This window comes from Nocardioides ginkgobilobae (genome assembly GCF_054781275.1).
In genome coordinates this window covers 1-17,546 of sequence record NZ_BAAGUS010000017.1, presented here as the reverse complement: position 1 = coordinate 17,546, position 17,546 = coordinate 1, and the positions used below count along the sequence as shown (strand labels likewise).

The 17,546-nt window shown below is 69.7% G+C and carries 15 protein-coding genes; 7 read left to right on the top strand and 8 right to left on the bottom strand.

Annotation, left to right across the window (positions count from 1 at the left end; translation table 11 throughout):
- Nucleotides 1-109: 109 nt before the first annotated feature.
- On the bottom strand, nt 110-1,153 hold the full coding sequence (locus ACYVID_RS14870; protein ID WP_300387657.1) for an alpha/beta fold hydrolase: 1,044 nt from the start codon (nt 1,151-1,153) through the stop codon (nt 110-112).
- A gap of 259 nt (nt 1,154-1,412) precedes the next feature.
- Between ACYVID_RS14870 and ACYVID_RS14865 the strand changes: the two genes are divergently transcribed.
- Together ACYVID_RS14865 and ACYVID_RS14860 are read left to right on the top strand one after the other, a co-directional pair.
- Complete coding sequence (locus ACYVID_RS14865; protein ID WP_179532157.1) at nt 1,413-2,411, top strand: AurF N-oxygenase family protein; 999 nt, start codon at nt 1,413-1,415, stop codon at nt 2,409-2,411.
- 4 nt (nt 2,412-2,415) lie between these two features.
- Nucleotides 2,416-4,005: an FAD-dependent oxidoreductase gene (locus tag ACYVID_RS14860; RefSeq protein ID WP_460738339.1), complete on the top strand. Its 1,590-nt coding sequence runs from the start codon at nt 2,416-2,418 to the stop codon at nt 4,003-4,005.
- Nucleotides 4,006-4,148: 143 nt separating this feature from the next.
- On the opposite strand, the gene ACYVID_RS14855 is transcribed toward ACYVID_RS14860, so the two are convergent.
- The 3 genes from ACYVID_RS14855 to ACYVID_RS14845 form a co-directional block, all read right to left on the bottom strand.
- Nucleotides 4,149-4,934 carry a MerR family transcriptional regulator gene (locus ACYVID_RS14855; protein WP_300387653.1) on the bottom strand — a complete coding sequence of 262 codons (786 nt, stop codon included), beginning with the start codon at nt 4,932-4,934 and terminating at the stop codon, nt 4,149-4,151.
- Nucleotides 4,935-5,081: 147 nt separating this feature from the next.
- A complete protein-coding gene (locus tag ACYVID_RS14850; protein WP_300387651.1) occupies nt 5,082-5,924 on the bottom strand; it encodes an SDR family NAD(P)-dependent oxidoreductase in 843 nt (280 codons plus the stop codon).
- A gap of 44 nt (nt 5,925-5,968) precedes the next feature.
- A complete protein-coding gene (locus tag ACYVID_RS14845; RefSeq protein WP_300387649.1) occupies nt 5,969-7,471 on the bottom strand; it encodes a flavin-containing monooxygenase in 1,503 nt (500 codons plus the stop codon).
- Nucleotides 7,472-7,638: 167 nt separating this feature from the next.
- Between ACYVID_RS14845 and ACYVID_RS14840 the strand changes: the two genes are divergently transcribed.
- The 3 genes from ACYVID_RS14840 (at nt 7,639) to ACYVID_RS14830 (ending at nt 12,102) form a co-directional block, all read left to right on the top strand.
- On the top strand, nt 7,639-8,655 hold the full coding sequence (locus tag ACYVID_RS14840; protein ID WP_300387647.1) for a TIGR03617 family F420-dependent LLM class oxidoreductase: 1,017 nt from the start codon (nt 7,639-7,641) through the stop codon (nt 8,653-8,655).
- A 93-nt stretch (nt 8,656-8,748) separates the two neighbouring features.
- Nucleotides 8,749-9,411 (top strand): Fic family protein, encoded by a 663-nt coding sequence (locus tag ACYVID_RS14835; protein ID WP_363323366.1) that lies wholly within the window; start codon nt 8,749-8,751, stop codon nt 9,409-9,411.
- A 162-nt stretch (nt 9,412-9,573) separates the two neighbouring features.
- Nucleotides 9,574-12,102, top strand: coding sequence for a cytochrome P450 (locus tag ACYVID_RS14830; protein ID WP_460738336.1), 2,529 nt, complete (start codon nt 9,574-9,576; stop codon nt 12,100-12,102).
- Between the two features lie 190 nt (nt 12,103-12,292).
- On the opposite strand, the gene ACYVID_RS14825 is transcribed toward ACYVID_RS14830, so the two are convergent.
- The 3 genes from ACYVID_RS14825 to ACYVID_RS14815 form a co-directional block, all read right to left on the bottom strand.
- Nucleotides 12,293-12,850 carry a TetR family transcriptional regulator gene (locus tag ACYVID_RS14825; RefSeq protein ID WP_460738334.1) on the bottom strand — a complete coding sequence of 186 codons (558 nt, stop codon included), beginning with the start codon at nt 12,848-12,850 and terminating at the stop codon, nt 12,293-12,295.
- A gap of 82 nt (nt 12,851-12,932) precedes the next feature.
- Complete coding sequence (locus ACYVID_RS14820) at nt 12,933-13,328, bottom strand: PIN domain-containing protein (protein WP_460738332.1); 396 nt, start codon at nt 13,326-13,328, stop codon at nt 12,933-12,935.
- Nucleotides 13,325-13,570 carry a type II toxin-antitoxin system Phd/YefM family antitoxin gene (locus tag ACYVID_RS14815; RefSeq protein ID WP_460738330.1) on the bottom strand — a complete coding sequence of 82 codons (246 nt, stop codon included), beginning with the start codon at nt 13,568-13,570 and terminating at the stop codon, nt 13,325-13,327. The genes ACYVID_RS14820 and ACYVID_RS14815 overlap by 4 nt, the downstream gene beginning before the upstream one ends.
- A gap of 186 nt (nt 13,571-13,756) precedes the next feature.
- On the opposite strand from ACYVID_RS14815, the gene ACYVID_RS14810 reads away from it, so the two are divergent.
- Together ACYVID_RS14810 and ACYVID_RS14805 are read left to right on the top strand one after the other, a co-directional pair.
- Nucleotides 13,757-14,566, top strand: coding sequence for a pyrimidine reductase family protein (locus ACYVID_RS14810; protein WP_460738435.1), 810 nt, complete (start codon nt 13,757-13,759; stop codon nt 14,564-14,566).
- On the top strand, nt 14,563-15,465 hold the full coding sequence (locus ACYVID_RS14805; protein ID WP_460738328.1) for a dihydropteroate synthase: 903 nt from the start codon (nt 14,563-14,565) through the stop codon (nt 15,463-15,465). Before ACYVID_RS14810 ends, ACYVID_RS14805 begins: the two co-directional genes overlap by 4 nt.
- 619 nt (nt 15,466-16,084) lie before the next feature.
- Here ACYVID_RS14805 and ACYVID_RS14800 read toward each other — a convergent pair.
- Nucleotides 16,085-17,398 carry an HNH endonuclease signature motif containing protein gene (locus ACYVID_RS14800; protein WP_460738326.1) on the bottom strand — a complete coding sequence of 438 codons (1,314 nt, stop codon included), beginning with the start codon at nt 17,396-17,398 and terminating at the stop codon, nt 16,085-16,087.
- Between the last annotated feature and the right edge of the window lie 148 nt (nt 17,399-17,546).

Here is a 17,546-nt window from a genome sequence, read left to right as displayed (position 1 = left end):
GACGCCACGGAGCGTGGCAGTCATCGCCGGCGAGACCAGGCCAGGTCCCCGCACGGGGCCCGCCAGCAGTGGGACCGTCCCCCACCGGCGAGCGTCCATCGGCTCGCCGTCATCGCGCGACAAGGTGGTCACCGGCCTCGTCCGCCGCAGGTCTGCGGCTGACGTGTCGACAGATCGCGTCGGCCACCTCGTCAGCTCGCTCCAGGGTGAGCATGTGCCCCGCGCCCTCGAAGGTCGTCAGCTCGGCCTGGGGCAGTGCCTTCGCGATCCGCATGCTGTGGGACACCGGAGTCAGCCGGTCCTCGGTTCCGACTAGGATCGTGGCGGGGGTGTCCATCAGTGCGCGCAGACCGGGAGTGCCGTCATGCAGCGCCAACCCGGCGTAGAACGCCGAGACGACCCCGAGCGGAACGTCCTGGACCACCGCGAGCATCTCGTCCACGAGATGGGCAGGGGCTCCTCGTCCGAAGCACAGCGCTCGGATGGCGAGCCACAGCTCTGGGGCGAGAGCGTCGTGTCGTTCTGCCCAGGACTCGAGGCGACCGAGCATCGCCATGACACTGGGTCCCAGGACGCGTACGCCGACTCCCAAGGGGCCTGGGAGGCCGAAGTCCGACCTGGACAACTCCCCGGCGCTGGAGCTGACGATCACGACTCCGTCCACGCGCTCGGCCACGAGAGCAGGCCGTTGCTCAGCCAGGTGCATGAGGGTCATGCCCCCCATCGAGTGACCCGCGAGCACCAGCCGCCCCTCCGGCGCCACCGTGTCAACGACGGCGGCGAGATCCGCCCCGAGCTGGTCGAGCGTGCAACTCTCCGCGAGGCCACGGTCCGACCGGCCGTGGCCGCGATGGTCGTAGGCGACGACACGTGCATGCTGACTGAGCACGGCGATCTGTCGTGACCACAGGCGCGACGACAGGGTCCACCCGTGCAGCAGCACGACAGTGACGGGGGCGTGAGGATCACCCCACTCGTTGACCGCCAGCCGCGCTCCGTCGGGCGCGTGGACGAAGGACTGCCTCACAGGACGACCAGCGCCGTGGCTCACGAGATCCCTGTCCGGCTGCGTCCTGGCCCGGAGCACCTTGCCGCGCGCCGCACGATGTGCCACCGCGATCCCCAAGCCGGCGAGAGCCACCTGCGTCTTCACGTGTGCCGTCCCTTCCTTGCAACCTCGTGCGCCCGTCAGAACGTGACGACTTCTAGTGCGACGCCAAAAGGTGTCACACGCCTGGAGAGACGTCAATCACCTCCCACAAACTAGTCAGCATTGTGCGTGACAGTATTTAGCGGTACGTTCGAACACGTCATAGACCTGTACCCAGAGGAGGAAGACCATGTCAACTCACGAGTTGGCCAACCACGCCCCCGGCTCTTCGTCACCTGAGAGCGGGCGCGGTCTCACGCCCATGAGTCTCAACGAGGCACTCAGCACTGAGGTCACCCAGGAGAACTACGAGGACGTGCTGCGCACGCTGAGCCAGGCCTCGGTGGACCGCCACTTCGATGCCTTCGCGGACATCCCGTGGGACGACGAGGACTTCCAGGTCAGGCAGGACGACGAGCGATGGGTCCTGCCTGCCGCGGTGGACCCGCTCGGCGGCCACGAGTGGTACCTCAAGCAGCCGCTGGAGCGGCAGATCGAGATCGGACTCTGGCGCCAGGCGAACATCCTCAAGGTCGGCCTTCAGTTCGAGAACGTGCTCATCCGGTCCATCATGCAGTACGTCTTCGCACTGCCCAACGGCTCGGTGGAGTACCGGTACCTGATGCACGAGGCCACCGAAGAGTGCCACCACACGCAGATGTTCCAAGAGGTCGTCAACCGCATCGGCGCCGACGTCGACGGCATGCCGTGGATCCTGCGGAAGCTGGCACCGGTCCTGCCGATGCTGGTCACGCGGTATCCGGTGGTCTTCTTCTTGGGCGTGCTTGCGGGCGAGGAGCCGATCGACCACACGCAGAAGTCGATCTTCAGGGCTGGCGCCGAGCTCCCGCCCGTCCTGTCACGCGTCATGGAGATCCATATCGCTGAGGAAGCCCGCCACATCTCCTTCGCTCACGAGGCCGTGCGCCTTCGTGCACCCCACCTCAGCCGGAAGGCGCGGCACATCACGGCGGCCCTTCTGCCGCTCATCATGCGGTTCCTCGGCGACGCCATCCTCGTCCCGCCCAAGGCTTTCCGGGATCGCTTCGACATCCCCGACCACGTGATGAAGGAGCTGTACTGGCAGGCGCCGGAGTCCCGGGAGCGACTGCGCGACCTCTTCGCCGACGTGCGGATGCTGGCCGAGGACAGTGGCCTCATGACGCCGGTGTCTCGCCGGTTGTGGCGCTGGTGCAAGATCGACGGCCGGCCGTCACGTTTCCGCAGCGAGCCTGCGGTCGTCTTCCGCCGAGCGGCGTGAGCCGGTGACCCACGTCATCACCCAGGCGTGCTGTGGAGATGCCGCTTGCGTCTTCGCCTGCCCGGTCAACGCCATCCAGCCGAACCCTGATGACGAGCTGTTCGAGTCGGCCGAGATGCTGTACATCGACCCCAAGACCTGTGTGGACTGCGGCGCGTGCGTCGCGGCGTGCCCGGTCGGAGCGATCACTCGCGACACCAGGCTCCCGGTCGACCAGTTGCCCTTCGTGGAGATCAACCGGCTCTTCCACGAGGTGCATCCGGCCACCCAGCGGCGAGTCCAAGCCATCGTCCCCACATTGATCCGGCTGAACCCCTCGAACAAGCCGTTGCGTGTGGCCATCGTGGGCTCTGGCCCCGCAGGTCTCTACGCTGCGGACGAGCTGCTCAAGCAGGAGGGGGTGGAGGTCGCCGTCTACGACCGTCTGAGCGTCCCCTACGGACTGGTCAGATCGGGGGTGGCACCGGATCACCAGATGACCAAGGCGGTCGACAAGCTCTTCCGCGACATCGAGGACCTGCCGGGGTTTCACTACGCCTTGGGCGTGGACGTGGGCACCTCGGTGCACCACGAGGAGTTGGCGGCGCGCTACTCCGCGGTCATCTACGCCACCGGGGCGTCGCAGGACCGTGTCCTGCAGGTACCCGGTGCCGATCTCCCGGGCGTGAGCAGCGCGACTCGCTTCGTCGCCTGGTACAACGGCCACCCTGACCATGGCGATGCCCACGTCGATCTGAGCCATCGCCGGGTGGTGATCGTCGGCAACGGCAACGTCGCGATCGATGCGGCGCGCATCCTCACGACCGATCCGGACGCGTTGGCCCGCACCGACATCGCTGACCATGCCTTGGCCGCCCTTCGCCAGAGCAAGGTCGAAGAGGTCGTGGTGCTGGGGCGCAGAGGGCCGGAGCACGCGGCGTTCACGCTGCCCGAGCTGGTGGGCCTCATGGCTCGACGCGATCTCGAGGTCGTCGTCGCCGGCGATATCCCGCCTGCCCCGGAGTGGGCCGACGTGCAGCTTCGCCACAAGCTTGACCTGCTGCGGAGCCTGCCGACCGAATATCAGGCCGCGCCGAGCTCCAGGCGGATCGTGCTTCGGTTCTGGTCCTCGCCGCACCGGTTCGTCGGCCAAGACCAGGTGGAGGAGGTCGAGATCCGCAGCGCCGGCCCCGGATCACCGCCCGGTGGCACATCCGATCACCTGCCCGCCGGTCTGGTCCTCTCCTCCATCGGCTACCAGGGCTCGCCGATCGCGAGTCTCCCCTTCGACCCGGACCGAGGCGTCGTGCCGCATGTGCGCGGCCGGGTCGAGGGTCTGCCAGGGGCTTACGTCGTCGGATGGATCAAGCGCGGACCTCGCGGGTTCATCGGCACCAACAAGACGTGTGCGCGCGAGACGGTCAACAGCGTGCTCGAGGATGCGACGTCAGGCGTTCTCGAACCCGTGTCGCCTGCAGGGGACTTGGGTCAGCTGCTCCGCCAGTGGCATCCCGACTCCGTGGATCTTCCGGCATGGCGTCGCATCGACGAGGCAGAGATCGCACACGGCCTGTCAGCAGGGCGGCCGCGTGTGAAGCTGACGAGCGCGATCTGAGCGGGATCGCGGGGACGACGGGCACGCTTCGGCAGCGCGCCCGTCGTCCCCGTCCCTGTCGTGGTCAGTCATAGGCGACAGAGCGAGGGGCTTCCCCCGTCCACAGTCGGTGCCGCCGACCGAGACCCGGAACCCCGGTTCTGCTAGTTGCTGGCGCCGAGATCGGCCCTCAGCAGCCGCTGCACCACATCGTGGGCACCCGACCCCAGCTCCTCGCTGAGCGCCGAGCTGACCTCCTGGGTCATCGCACCCTGGAAGGCGCTGAGGAAGGCCTGGACGGCCAGCGGCTGCAGCCGCGCGTGGATCCCGGTGATCCGATTCCAGTCCTCCTCGGGCATGCCAGCCTCGACGAACTGGCTCCAGACGCTGTCGCGGAACAGCTGGACGAAGCATGCCGCGACCTCGCGCGCTGAGTTGACGACGACTTCGCCGGCTGCGGCGACCCCCTGAGGCGTCAGGCCCACTTTCATTGCCTCGGCTGCGGCCGTCAGCAGCCCCGGGGCCGTGACCGTGACGTTCCCGTCGGGATCGAACTCCGCCCCGACCAGGTCCGCGAACTCGGTCAACGACTCGAGCGTGGCGCTGGCTCCGAACAGGCTCAGGATCTGTTCTGGGGTGTAGGTCGTCGTCGGCTCGGCATCCCAGGGAGCCAACAGCCCGCGAATGATGTGCAACATGGCCTCGCCGGCGTCATCGGGCACTCCGGAGAGGATCTGCTCGATGCTGGACAGGCTGAAGCCAGCGGACTGCATCTCCCTGATGAAGGTCAACCGTGCCAGATGTGACCCGTTGTAGTAGCCGACGCGGCCTTGCATGATCGGCGAGGGCAACAAGCCCCGGGAGGCGTGCGATCGGAGAGTCCGTACCGTCATGCCCGATGCGAGCGCCAATGCGTCGATGGTCATCAGGCCGTTGCTGCCACTCTTCACGTCAGCCATTGTAGGGACGGCGGAGATGTCCGGCCCACCGCGGGCCTGGCAGCGAGCGACACCGACTCCCCAGCAGACTGAGCGCCGGGGCTGACTGTCGCGCGCGGCACCGTGGTCGTCGCGAACCCGACATGCGGCTCCTCGCGATCACGTCAGCTCGCGCCGTGCTCCGAGCACGAGGGCTTGCTGGTAAAGCGGTGCGGGCAGCCGCGACAACAGATCGATCACCTTGGCGTCGGGGCCGACGGTGACCCTGCGGCGATCGCGTCGGACAGCCGTGAGGATGGCGCTCGCCGCCTTCTCGGGCGAGGTCATGGAGATGCTCTGGAACCGCCCATGCGTCGACTCCAGGTCAGCGGCGGCACCCAACGACTCGTGGAGGCGTGCATTCTTGACGATGTTCGTCTTGATGCCGCCAGGATGGACCGTGGTCGCCGATACGGGATGCCGCGCGACCTTCAGTTCCATGTACAACGCGTCGGTGAAGCCTCGGACGCCGAACTTGGCGGCGTTGTAGGCGGACTGCGTCGGCACCGAGATCAACCCGAAGACGCTGGAGACGTTCACGACGTGCCCCTCGCCCGACCTGATCAAGTGGGGCAGGAACGCCTTGGTCCCGTGGACGACGCCCCAGAAGTTGATCCCCATCAACCAGTCCATGTCCTCCCACGTCATGGCTTCCACCGTCGAGCCCAGAGCGACTCCGGCGTTGTTGAAGATCAGGTTGGCCTTGCCGTGCGCTCCCACGACGGACTCGGCCCAGGCCGACATCTCTGCTCGGTTCGCCACGTCCACGACATCGCTGGTCACCAGAGCCGTGCCCTCCGCCGTGCCCTCGCGACACAGCGCTTGGGTCTGCGCAAGCCCCGCCGCGTCGACGTCGGACAACGCCAGGGCGCAACCCCGTCGGGACAGGTCGACAGCCAGTGCACGGCCGATCCCCGACGCGGCGCCCGTGATTGCCGCCACCTTGCCATCGAAAGTCCTCATCACAACGTCCTTTCTGCGCGCCGGCGAGCCCAGCGCCAGAGGTGTCAGGAGGCGCGCGCCACTGCCGTGGCGGACGACTCGGACTGGGTGGTGTAGGCAGCAACATCGAACTTGCGTGTCCGCCAGCGCAGCTCGAAGCTGAAGCCCGGCCACAGGGTGGAGTTCTTGCCGTTCGCGTCGAGGTACCACGACCCGCATCCACCGGTCGTCCACACCGTGCCCTCCATCCGATCCTCGATCTCGCGATTGAAGTCGTCCTCGACCTCTCGACGCACGTCGATGCTCGAGAGGCGCGATCGATCGACGGTCCGCAGCGCATCGAGAACGAACGCGACCTGGGACTCGATGTAGAAGACCACCGACGTGTGACCCGGTCCCGTGTTCGGTCCGACCAGGAGGAAGAAGTTCGGAAAGCCGCTCACCGAGGTCCCCAGATAGGCCTGAGGACTTCCCTTCCACCGTTCGGACAGCGTCTCCCCTGCTCGACCGCGAATCCGATCGGAGATCGAGGTGTCGGTGACGTGGAAGCCGGTCCCGAAAATGAGGGTGTCGATGGCGTGCTCTCGACCGTCCCGGGTGGTGATGCTGTGGGGGTTGATCCGCTCGACGGACTCGGTGACCACGGAGACGTTGGGCCGGGTGAGCGCCGGGTAGTAGTCGTTCGCGATCAGGATCCGCTTGCAGCCGATCTTGTAGTCCGGTGTCAGCTTGCGGCGGAGCTCGGGGTCCTTGACCTTCCAGTGCATGTGGGCAAGGGCCAGCTTCTCGACCGCTCGTAGCAGTCCAGGTCGGTGAACGAGCCCCGGCAGCATGGCCTCCTGCCGCCAGTAGACCGCGATCCGCACTGCCTTCTGCAAGGCAGGGACCGTGTTGTACAGCCGCTTCTGGAGCTCCGGGACGTTCCGGTCCGGACGCGGGAGGATCCACGGCGGCGTACGTTGGAAGACGGTGAGCTCACGGGCCGCTTCCGCCACGTGCGGGACGAACTGCACCGCGGAGGCCCCCGTGCCCAAGACCGCCACGCGCTCGCCGCTCAGGTCGTGGTCGTGGTTCCACTGGGCGCTGTGGAACATCGTGCCCTGGAAGTCCTCGATCCCGGGAACGTCCGGGTAGGACGGCTCGCTGAGAGGCCCGGCACCCGAGATCAGGAACTGGCTCCGGATAGTTCCGGCGCGCGTCTCGATCTCCCACTCCTGGTCGTCTTCCATCCACGTCGCCCCGAGGACCTCCGCGTCGAACACGATGTGGGGCATCACGCCGAACCGCACAGCGGTGTCACGCAGGTAGCGGTGCAACTCGGCTTGCTGCGAGAAGGCTCGGCTCCACCGCGGGTTGGGAGCGAACGAGAAGGAGTACAGGTTCGAGGGGACGTCGCAGGCACAGCCCGGGTAGTCGTTGTCGCGCCACGTACCTCCCACGTCGTGCGACTTCTCCAGCACGATGAAGTCGTGTCGGCCTTCCTGCTTCAGGCGCACGGCGGTGGCCAAGCCGGCGAAGCCGCTGCCGATGATGGTCACACGGCTGCGCGGGGGCAGTTCGGTAGGCATCTGATCTCCGTCCTCGACTTATGACGCGAGACAACGTACCACAAAACAACGTCACATGATTCGGGGGTATCTAGTGGGGTGTCGGTCATCGGCGTCGACCGCTTGGACGCGCCGGTCGCCGTCCGTTCGGCGTCGCGGCAGCGTCCGTCTCCTGCCACCATCACCCCGTGCTCCTCGACATCCAGCTCGACGCCCGCCCCGACGCCGCCGCCGCCCGCGCGGCCGAGCTCGCCACGACCGGCGTGGAGGGACTGTTCACCTTCGAGGGCCCGCACGACGTGTTCTTCCCGCTGGTCGCGGCCGCGACGGCGGGCGTCGACGTCGACCTGATGACCAACGTCGCGATCGCGACGCCGCGCAGCCCGATGCACCTGGCGCACGCGGCGTACGACCTGCAGCTGCTCAGCAAGGGCCGGTTCCGGCTGGGGCTGGGCAGCCAGATCAAGCCCCACGTGGAGAACCGGTACGGCGCCACCTGGTCGCGCCCGGCGGCGCGGATGCGCGAGGCGGTGCTGGCGACCAAGGCGATCCTCACGGCGTGGCAGGACGGCACCCGGCTGGACTTCCGCGGGGAGTTCACCCGGCACACGCTCATGCCGCCGACGTTCGTCCCCGGCCCGAACCCGCACGGGCTCCCGCCGGTGCTGATGGGCGCGCTCGGCCCACTCATGACTCGCACCGCCGCCCAGGTCGCCGACGGCCTGCTGGTCATGCCGTTCCACTCCCACAAGCACATCCGCACCAACACGCTGCCCGCGGTCGAGGAGGGCTTGCGCGAGCGCGAGACCCCCGGCGAGCTCAAGGTCTACCCCCAGGCGATCCTCGCGATGGGCCGCACGCCCGAGGAGCAGGAGCGCGCCGACCTCGGGGTGCGCGGACTGTTGGCCTTCTACGGCTCGACCCCGGCGTACCGGCCGGTCCTCGACGCCGAGGGCTGGGGCGACCTGCAGCCCGAGCTCAACGCCCTGTCGAAGACCGGCGCGATCATGGAGATGATCGCCAAGGTCGACGAGCGGATGCTCGCCACGCTCGCTGTGCGCGGCACCCCCGAGGAGTGCGCGGCCGAGCTGCACCGAAGATTCGGCGACCTCACCGACCGGGTCTGCACCTACTTCCCCGGCTACGACCCGGGCACCCAGCAGATCCGGGACCTGGTCACTGCTCTGGTCACGGTCACGGCGTGAGCGTGATGTGTCACGTCAGGTGACACATTCCCGAAACGTGTTAAGTTTTCTCTCGCTTTCTAACACGTTCAGGGAAAGCGTCGAGGGACCCGCATCGCCAACCCTGCCACTCGTGAGGTCATCTACGCGCCACCCGAGGGCGCCGACCTGATCCGCGAGAAGCTCGCGGAGTGGGAGCGGTTCGTCCACGCCGACGACGACCTCGACCCGTTGCTGCGGATGGCCGTCGCGCACTACCAGTTCGAAGCCATCCACCCGTTCCACGACGGCAACGGACGCACAGGCCGTGTCATCAACATCCTCATGCTCATCGAGGCCGGCCTGCTCGAGGACCCCGTCCTCTATCTCTCGCGCGCCATCATCGCGCGCAAGAACGACTACTACCGGTTGCTCAGGGCGGTCACTGCGGAAGGCGCCTGGATCGACTGGGTCCTGTACATGCTCGACGTGGTGCACGACGCCGCCACGTCGACCACCCGGAAGATCTCCGCCATCCGCACCTGTCAGGACGACATCGCCGAGCGGGCCAGGACTGCAACACCGGGCGGCCGCGACGCTCAGTTCCTGGCGGTGCTGTTCGAACAGCCCTACTGCCGCATCAACACCGTCGCCGAGCGCTGCGACGTGTCGCGCCAGACGGCCTCGACCTGGTTGCACGCCCTGGTGACCGCCGGCCTGCTTCGCGACACCAAGGTCGGCAGAGAGCGCTTGTTCGTCAACCACGAGCTGCTGGACGTTCTTACTCGACCGGACTGAGCGCATCAGACGACTGCCAGTAGACCGAAGCCCTTGCCCCGCGACACACCAACGGGTGACGCGCAGCACCCTCGCGACAAACTGCTAGTGGTTGTTGTCAGCGACGACGTTTGTTCTACTTTCGTCGTACCCGCTCCCTCTCTCTCCGCGTAGGTGGTCGTCGTGCGCATCCTCGATTCGGTGGTCGACTCCGTCCGGCCCGCCGTCCAGCAGGCCGTCCAGCAGGCCCAGAAGACCGTGCCGATGCAGCGCCAGGTCCAGGCGCTGCACCTCTACCAGCGTGGCAAGCGCCTGGTGGTCGGTGACGACCAGCCGCGCTTCACCGAGGCGCCGGTCCCGGACGTCGACGACCTCGACCTGACCGAGATCGACACGAGCAACCCGTTCCTGTGGCGCCAGGGCAAGTGGGAGTCCTACTTCCGCCGGTTGCGCGACGAGGCGCCGGTGCACTTCCGCGCCGAGAGCCCGTTCGGTCCGTTCTGGTCGGTCACGAGGTACGACGACATCGTCACCGTCGACAAGGACTTCGAGACCTTCTCCGCCGAGCCGCAGATCGTCCTCGGCTCCCCGCCGGAGGGCCTGGACATCGAGATGTTCATCGCCCTCGACCCGCCGCGCCACGACGACCGTCGCGCGGCGGTCCAGGACGTCGTGGCCCCGAAGAACCTCGAAGAGATGGAGGCCCTCATCCGCGAGCGGGTGGGGGAGGTCCTCGACTCCCTGCCCGTCGAGGAGCCGTTCGACTGGGTCGACCGGGTCAGCATCGAGCTGACCTCGCGGATGCTCGCGACCCTGCTCGACTTCCCCTACGACCAGCGCCGCAAGCTCGCGGAGTGGACCGACATGATGGCCGGCAGCGCCGGGGCCACCGGCGGCGAACCCGACGTCGACCAGATCTACCGCTCGGCTGCCGAGGTGGCACGCGCCTTCAGCCAGCTCTGGCACGACAAGGCCGCCCGGCTCGCGGCGGGCGAGCAGCCCGGCTACGACCTGATCACGCTCATGCAGCTCTCCGAGGACAGCAAGGACATCATCGACCGGCCGATGGAGTTCCTCGGCGACCTGACCCTGCTGGTCGTCGGCGGCAACGACACCACCCGCAACTCCATGACCGGTGGCGTGCTGGCGCTCAACCAGTTCCCCGACCAGTTCGACCGGCTGCGCGCCGAGCCGTCGCTGGTGCCGAAGATGATCCACGAGGTCCTGCGCTGGCAGACGCCGCTGGCCTACATGCGCCGCGTCGCCACGAAGGACACCGTGCTGAACGGCCAGTTCATCCGCAAGGGCGACAAGGTCGTGATGTGGTACGCCGCCGCCAACCGCGACGAGCGCCGCTTCGAGGACCCCGACCGCTTCGTCATCGACCGGCGCAACGCCCGCCACCACCTCGCCTTCGGCATCGGCACCCACCGCTGCATGGGCAGCCGGCTCGCCGAGCTGCAGCTGCGCATCCTCTGGGAGGAGCTGCTGGCGCGCTTCGACGACATCGAGGTGCTGGCCGAGCCCGAGCGCGTGCAGTCGAACTTCGTGCGCGGCTACAGCTCGATGATGGTCCGCGTCACCCCCCACGGCCACCAGCGCCCCGAGCCGGGCGCCTACCGCCGGATGTGGCTCGACCGCCGCGCCACCGAGGCAGAGGAGGTCAAGACCGGCACCCCTCCGCTGGTCGAGCAGGCGAGCGCCAGCGAGCCGTCGTCGAGACCCGGTGAGCGACCCGCCCAGCCCACCACCCGCGCACCCCGCCCCGGCACCGAGCTGCACGACGTGACGGTCACCCGCCGGCGTACCCCGGCCGAGGGCGTGGTCGAGCTGACCCTCACCGCCCCCGACGGCCAGGCCCTGCCCGCCTGGCAGCCCGGCGCCCACGTCGACCTGCTCCTCGAGGACGGGCTGACCCGGCAGTACTCCCTCTGCGGCGACCCCTCCCGCCCCGACGAGTGGACGGTCGCCGTCCTCCTCGAGCGCGACGGCCGCGGCGGCTCCAGCTTCGTCCACGACAAGCTGACCGAGGGCACGACCCTGCAGGTGCGCGGGCCCCGCAACCACTTCGAGCTGCAGGAGGCGCCGCGCTACCAGTTCATCGCCGGCGGCATCGGCATCACCCCGATCCTGGCGATGGTGCGGGCGGCGAAGGCCAGCGGCGCCGACTGGCAGCTGCTGTACGGCGGGCGCTCGCGCGCCTCGATGGCCTACCTCGACGAGCTCGAGGGCGACGAGCGCGTCACCATCTGGCCGCAGGACGAGCACGGGCTGCTCGACCTCGACGCCGTGCTCGGCACCCCGCGTGAGGACACCCAGGTCTACTGCTGCGGCCCGGGCCCGCTGCTGGACGCCGTGGAGTCGCGGTGCGCCACCTGGCCCGAGGGCGCCCTGCACCTCGAGCGCTTCGAGGCGGCCGCGGTCGAGGCGCCCGAGGACGCGCTGGACACCTTCGAGGTCGAGTGCGTGCAGTCGGGCATCACCGTGACGGTCAGCGAGGACCAGTCGGTGTTCGAGGTGATCCAGGAGGCCGGTGTCGACGTGCTCGGCTCGTGCCTGGAGGGCATCTGCGGCACCTGCGAGGCCGACATCATCGAGGGCACCCCGGACCACCGCGACGCCGTGCTCAACACCGCGGAGCGGGCCTGCGGCAAGACGATGATGACCTGCGTCTCGCGCTCGCTGTCCCCGCGACTGGTCCTCGACCTCTGAGAGCCGCTGGTCGAGCAGCCCGAGCGCCAGCGAGGGCGTCCTGCACCGTGGGTCGAGCAGCCCGAGCGCCAACGAGGGCGCCCTGCACCGTTGGTCGAGCAGCCCGAGCGCCAGCGAGGGCGTCGTCGAGACCGCGCGAGGTGCCTATGGTCGGCGACCACGGCGGCGCCGACGCCCGAGCCTGAGCTGATCAGGCGTAGGCGGCGGCCACGCGGCTGATCCGCTCGACGGCGTCGTCGACCGGCACCGTGGGCTGCACGAGGTGGCTGATCATGAGCCGTACGACGGTGTCGACCATCGCCTCGGTCGCCCGTTCCGGCGGCAGCAGCGCGGTCACCGCGGCGGTGACCTGGCCGAGCACCGCGTCGGGGTGGACGGTCAGCAGGGCCAGCAGCCCGGTGTCCTGGCCGAGGCGCAGCACCGACTGGAGCACCGGGTTGGCGCGCCCCTGCTCCAACACCTGGCGTGCGGCTGCCGGGAGCCCCGACTCGAGGTCGGGGTGTGCAGCCAGCTGCTCAGCGGTCACGGCCAGGAACCGCCGGACCTCGCGGTCGACGACGGCCCGGCCCAGGTCGGCCTTGGTGCCGACCTCCTTGTAGATGCTCTGCCGCGGCACCCCGGAACGCTTCGAGACCGCGGTCATGCTCAGCGCGTCCCACCCGACCTCGGCGACGATCTCCACCGAGGCGTCGAGCAGCCGCTGGAGCCGCAGCTCGCGCAGCTCGGCATAGAAGGCGGGCACGCTCACGCCGACAGGCTACCGACAGCGTCCCCCGATCTGTCGCCGCCGGGGACACATGTGGTGTCGCAGGGCAAGGATCGGTCCGAGCTCAGCCCCCGAGTCCGACACCCGGCGCCACCACGTCGAACCCGAGCTCGCGCGCCGCGTCAGCCATGCGCTCCTCGTAGGTCGCGATCGCCTGGCAGCCCAAGCGCAGGGCGGCGGCGAGGTGCAGTGCGTCCAGCGAGCGCAGCCGGGCACCGGGCAGCGCGCCGGCCTCACGGAATGTCCCCGCGGTGACCTCGAAGAGTCTGAAGCGACGTAGCAGCTCGCTCACGGCGCCCTGATCGACACCGAGCCGGTGCGCCGTACGCCGGAGCTCGGTCTCGAGCAGCAGGGTCCCCACCACATCGGGGTGCTCGTCGGTCCAGGCAGCAAAAGCCGCCGAGTGGGGCTCCTCGACCAGCAGCTTCGCCGCGGCCGAGGTGTCGACGTAGGTGCTCACCGCTCCCCGCGCAGGTCGTCCAGCACCTCGGCCGTGCTGACATCGACACGCACTCGCGGCAGTGCCTGGAATCCACCACGCACGGTCGCTTCGCGCGCCACCGGCAGCTCGTCGACACCCGCGGGGACGACCCGCGCCACGGGCTTGCCGTGCTTGGTCACCAGGAAGGACTCCCCTGCCTCGACGTCACGCATCACCGCAGCATTGTCGTTGCGCAGCTCCCGTTGGGTGATGATCCGCATCTCCAGAGTGTAGCGCCGCGTAGCACTTCGCGTCGGGTCCGCCGGTCGACGTGCGAGCGATTCGCATCGCCACCGCCGGTCGAGGTGCGAGCGCAGCGAGCCACGAGACCCGCCGCCCCGACGGACCGACCCGGTCCGGACCACCCCGCCGGGCATGAGGCACCCCCGTAGATTCGCAGCGTGCTGATGCTCCACGGCCCCCAGCCGGGCCCGGTCGACGACGACGCCCTGTCCGCGGTCTACCCGTGGCCCGACACGACCACCAAGCCCTACGTGCGGGCGATGATGGTCTGCACCCTCGACGGCGCGGCCGCGGGCGACGACGGGCTGAGCGGCTCGGTGTCAGGCGGCGCGGACCGGTCGGTGCTGCGCGCCGTACGCCGCTTCGCCGACGTCGTGCTCGTCGGCGGCGGCACGATGAAGGCCGAGGGCTACGGCCCGCTCAAGGCGCGCGCCGAGGACGCCGACGTACGCCGGGATGCCGGTCAGGCCCCCGCGCCGGTGCTCGCGGTGGTGTCCGGCAGCCTGGACCTGCCGCTGGACCCGGGCGGGTTCACCGACTCCGACCTCACCCCGATCGTGTTCACGACCGAGGCCGCGGACCCGGCGAAGGTCGAGGACGTCCGGAAGCGCTGCGAGGTCGTGCAGCTGCCGGGTGACAAGGTCGACGCCGAGCAGGTCGTGGCGCAGCTGCACCACCGCGGGCTGGGCCGGATCGTCTGCGAGGGCGGGCCGGGGCTGCTGCACCAGGTCACCGAGTCCGGGCTGCTCGACGAGGCCGACATCACGATCGCGCCGATGCTGGTCGGCACCGACAAGACGCCGCGCACGCCGATGGCGAGCGACCCCGGCACGATGACGCTCCAGCACGTGCTGACCGCGGAGGAGTTCCTGATGCTGCGCTACACCCGCACTGCTGCCGGCACCGGCGAGGCCGAGCCGTCGGCCGACGACGTACCGACCGGCGCGGGCTCGGAGCAGGGAGCGGACTCGTGATCGACCTGCGCCGTCTCGCGGCCCTCGTGGCGGAGCACGGCGACCTTCTCGACGCCCCGGTCGCGCCGTTCCGGCTGTCCGTGGGGGGCACCTCGCGCGAGATCGACACCGACACCGACCCGGCGATCATGGGCGTGCTGAACCTGTCCAAGGACAGCTGGTACCGCGAGTCGGTCGCCATCGGCACCGACAACGCCGTCCGCCTCGGCCGGCTCCAGGTCGCCCAGGGCGCGCACTTCATCGACGTGGGCGCGGAGTCGATCCAGGAGTACGCCGACGACGTCGCCGCCGAGCAGCAGATCGAGCAGCTCGTGCCGGTGATCAGCGCGCTCACCGAGGACGGGATCGTCACCTCGGTGGAGGCCTACCACCCCAGCGTCGTGAAGGCCTCCTTCGAGGCCGGCGCCCGGGTGCTGAACCTGACCGGCTCGGCCCACGACGAGGAGATGTTCGCGCTGTCGGCGGAGTACGGCGCCAGCGTGATCCTCTGCCACGTCGGCGGCACCCACCCGCGCGACCTCGACCCCGACGCCGACCCCGGCTCGGACCCGATCGCCCACATGACCCCGCAGTTCGAGGCCCGGATGAAGGCCGCGCGCGACGCCGGCGTCACCTCGCTGGCGCTCGACCCGGGCATCGGCTTCGGCTTCCGCTGGGCCCCGACGATGGACCAGCGCCTGGCCTACCAAGCCCAGGTGCTGCTGGAGACCTTCCGCCTCCGCGAACTCGGCCTGCCGCTGTGCCACGCGCTCCCCAGCGCCCGGCACGTCTTCGGCGAAGAGGTCCGCTCCGCGGAGCACTTCTTCGCCACCCTCGCCCACCTCGGCCGCACCGGCATCTACCGCGTCCACGAGGTCGCCCGCACCCGCGCTGCCCTCAAGACCCTGCACACCGTCTGACGGCCCCACAGGTGGTCGAGCAGCGAGGAGCGCCAGCGACGAGCGGGCGTCGAGACCACCAAGACGCTCCGCCGGTCCAGCAGGTTGCGCTCCCCGGCACCGCCGCCGGTTGAGGAGGTTGCGCTAGCAACCGTCTCGAAACCAAGCCCCATCGCCGGTCGAGGTGCGAGCGAAGCGAGCCACGAGACCCGGACACCGGGACTGGACTCAGTGACCAGCACGCCCGCGGTAGGCCCGGGCGCTGAGCAGGTACGTGATGCCAGCGGCGACGAGGACCACCGTCGTGATGAGCAGGAATTCGGTGAGGTCGAGAGTCCCGCGGAGCAGACCCCAAGCGACGGGTGGGACGAACCCGATTCCCGTGACGAGAAGGACGTTGCTGCGAACCGTCGGCGGAGAGGAGCGGCGAGCCTTCACGAGCGGTGTCCTGTCGCCGTCCTCAGTCCTCGGCGAAGTTGCCCGTCTGGCACACCCGGCACCAGACGTCGTCGCAGGCGACGGCGGGCGCGGCGACGGCGATCGGCTCGGCTCCGGCGGTGGTCATGGGCGCGACTCTGCCCCATCGAACTCGGTTCCAACCACAGGGCCCCGGTGAGTCGCGCCACGATGCACAGGCGACTCACGTCCGCCTGGTGAAGACGACGCGGTTGTCCCCTGTGATCCGGTGCTCGTACGCCGGGTCGTGCACCCGCCGGTGGTGGCTGGGACACAGCAGCCGGCCCCGGGCGAGGTCCGTGCGGCCGCCGGTCGACCACGGGTCGTCGTGGTGCGCGTGGCAGAACCACGCCGCCGTGCGGCAGCCCTCCGCCGTGCAGCCGCCGTCCCGCGCCCCCAGCGCGATCACCTGCGCCCGGGTGAAGAAGCGCTGGGCTCGGCCCTGGTCGAGCACCTGACCCTTACCGTCGAGCACGACCGGCACGATCCCGGCCTCGCAGGCCAGCCGGCGGGCGGTGTGGGCGGCGACCCGGTCGCCGGTGTCGAGCACCGCGGAGGCCAGCCCGCCCAGCAGGGTCTCGAGGCTCATCGTCACGACGACGGTCGCGCCGGTGCCACCGACCTTGGGCGCCTCGCGCCCGTCGAGCCGCTCCAGCAGCTCGCAGAACGCTCGGCCCAGCTCCTCGGCCGTCGTACGTCGGGGCGGGCCGCCGCCCAGCACGGCTCCGTCTGTCTCGTCCGCCTCGTCGGCCTCGTCGGCCTCGTCGGCCTCGTGCGTCTCTGTCGCAGCGTCGGCAGCGGCCGGCCGGTCGTGCACGACCAGCGCCATCAGCATCTTGCGCAGCATCGCCGCGTGCAGCTCGGGCACCACGAAGCGCCCGTGCACGCGCCCCGACCCGTCGGGGGTCAGCGTCAGCTTCGTCGCGCGGTCGGCGTCCTTCTCGGCGTCCGCGAGCTTCTTGGCCTCGTGCGCCTCGCCGACCTCGGGTGCGACCAGCGCGAGCACCCGGTCGCCCAGCACCCGCAGGTCGTCGGCGTCGTGGGAGGCGGCCAGCTCGACCAGGGCCCGCTCGGCCTCGGCGACCACCCACGACGGCACGTCGTCGGGCAGCTCCTCCAGCGCCCGCACGACCACCTGCGCCTGCTCGAGGTTCACCCGGCCCGCCGCCAGACCGGCACGCAGCACCGCGAACCGCTCCAGCGCCCCGGCGAGGTGCACCGCGCGTCGAGCAGCCCGCCGCGTCGTCCGCGTCGCGTGCGCGAGCCAGGTTGCGGTCGTGGTCGCGCCCGTCGGCTCCTCGACCCGCACCTCGGCAGCATGCGCGACGACCCGGTGCTTGAGCTCGGCGACCTGCGCCTCGAGCGCCGACAGGGCCACCAGCGAGTCAGCCACGGTGGCCTGGTCGAGCCCCAGCAACGATGCCTCGCCGAGCTCGGCCAGGGCAGCACCCGCGACCGCGACACCGCGGTCCACGACGTGCTGCCCGAGAGCGTCCATGTGGTCCAGACAACCAGTGGGCACCGACACTGATGATGTTCAGGCCCCGAGGGTCGTGACTCCGGCACCGACTGTCGGCCTGCTGGCCTGACTATCAATTGGACCGTCCGACCCTCGGGGTCCCGCTCGCCGGCCGGGCGGACATGAC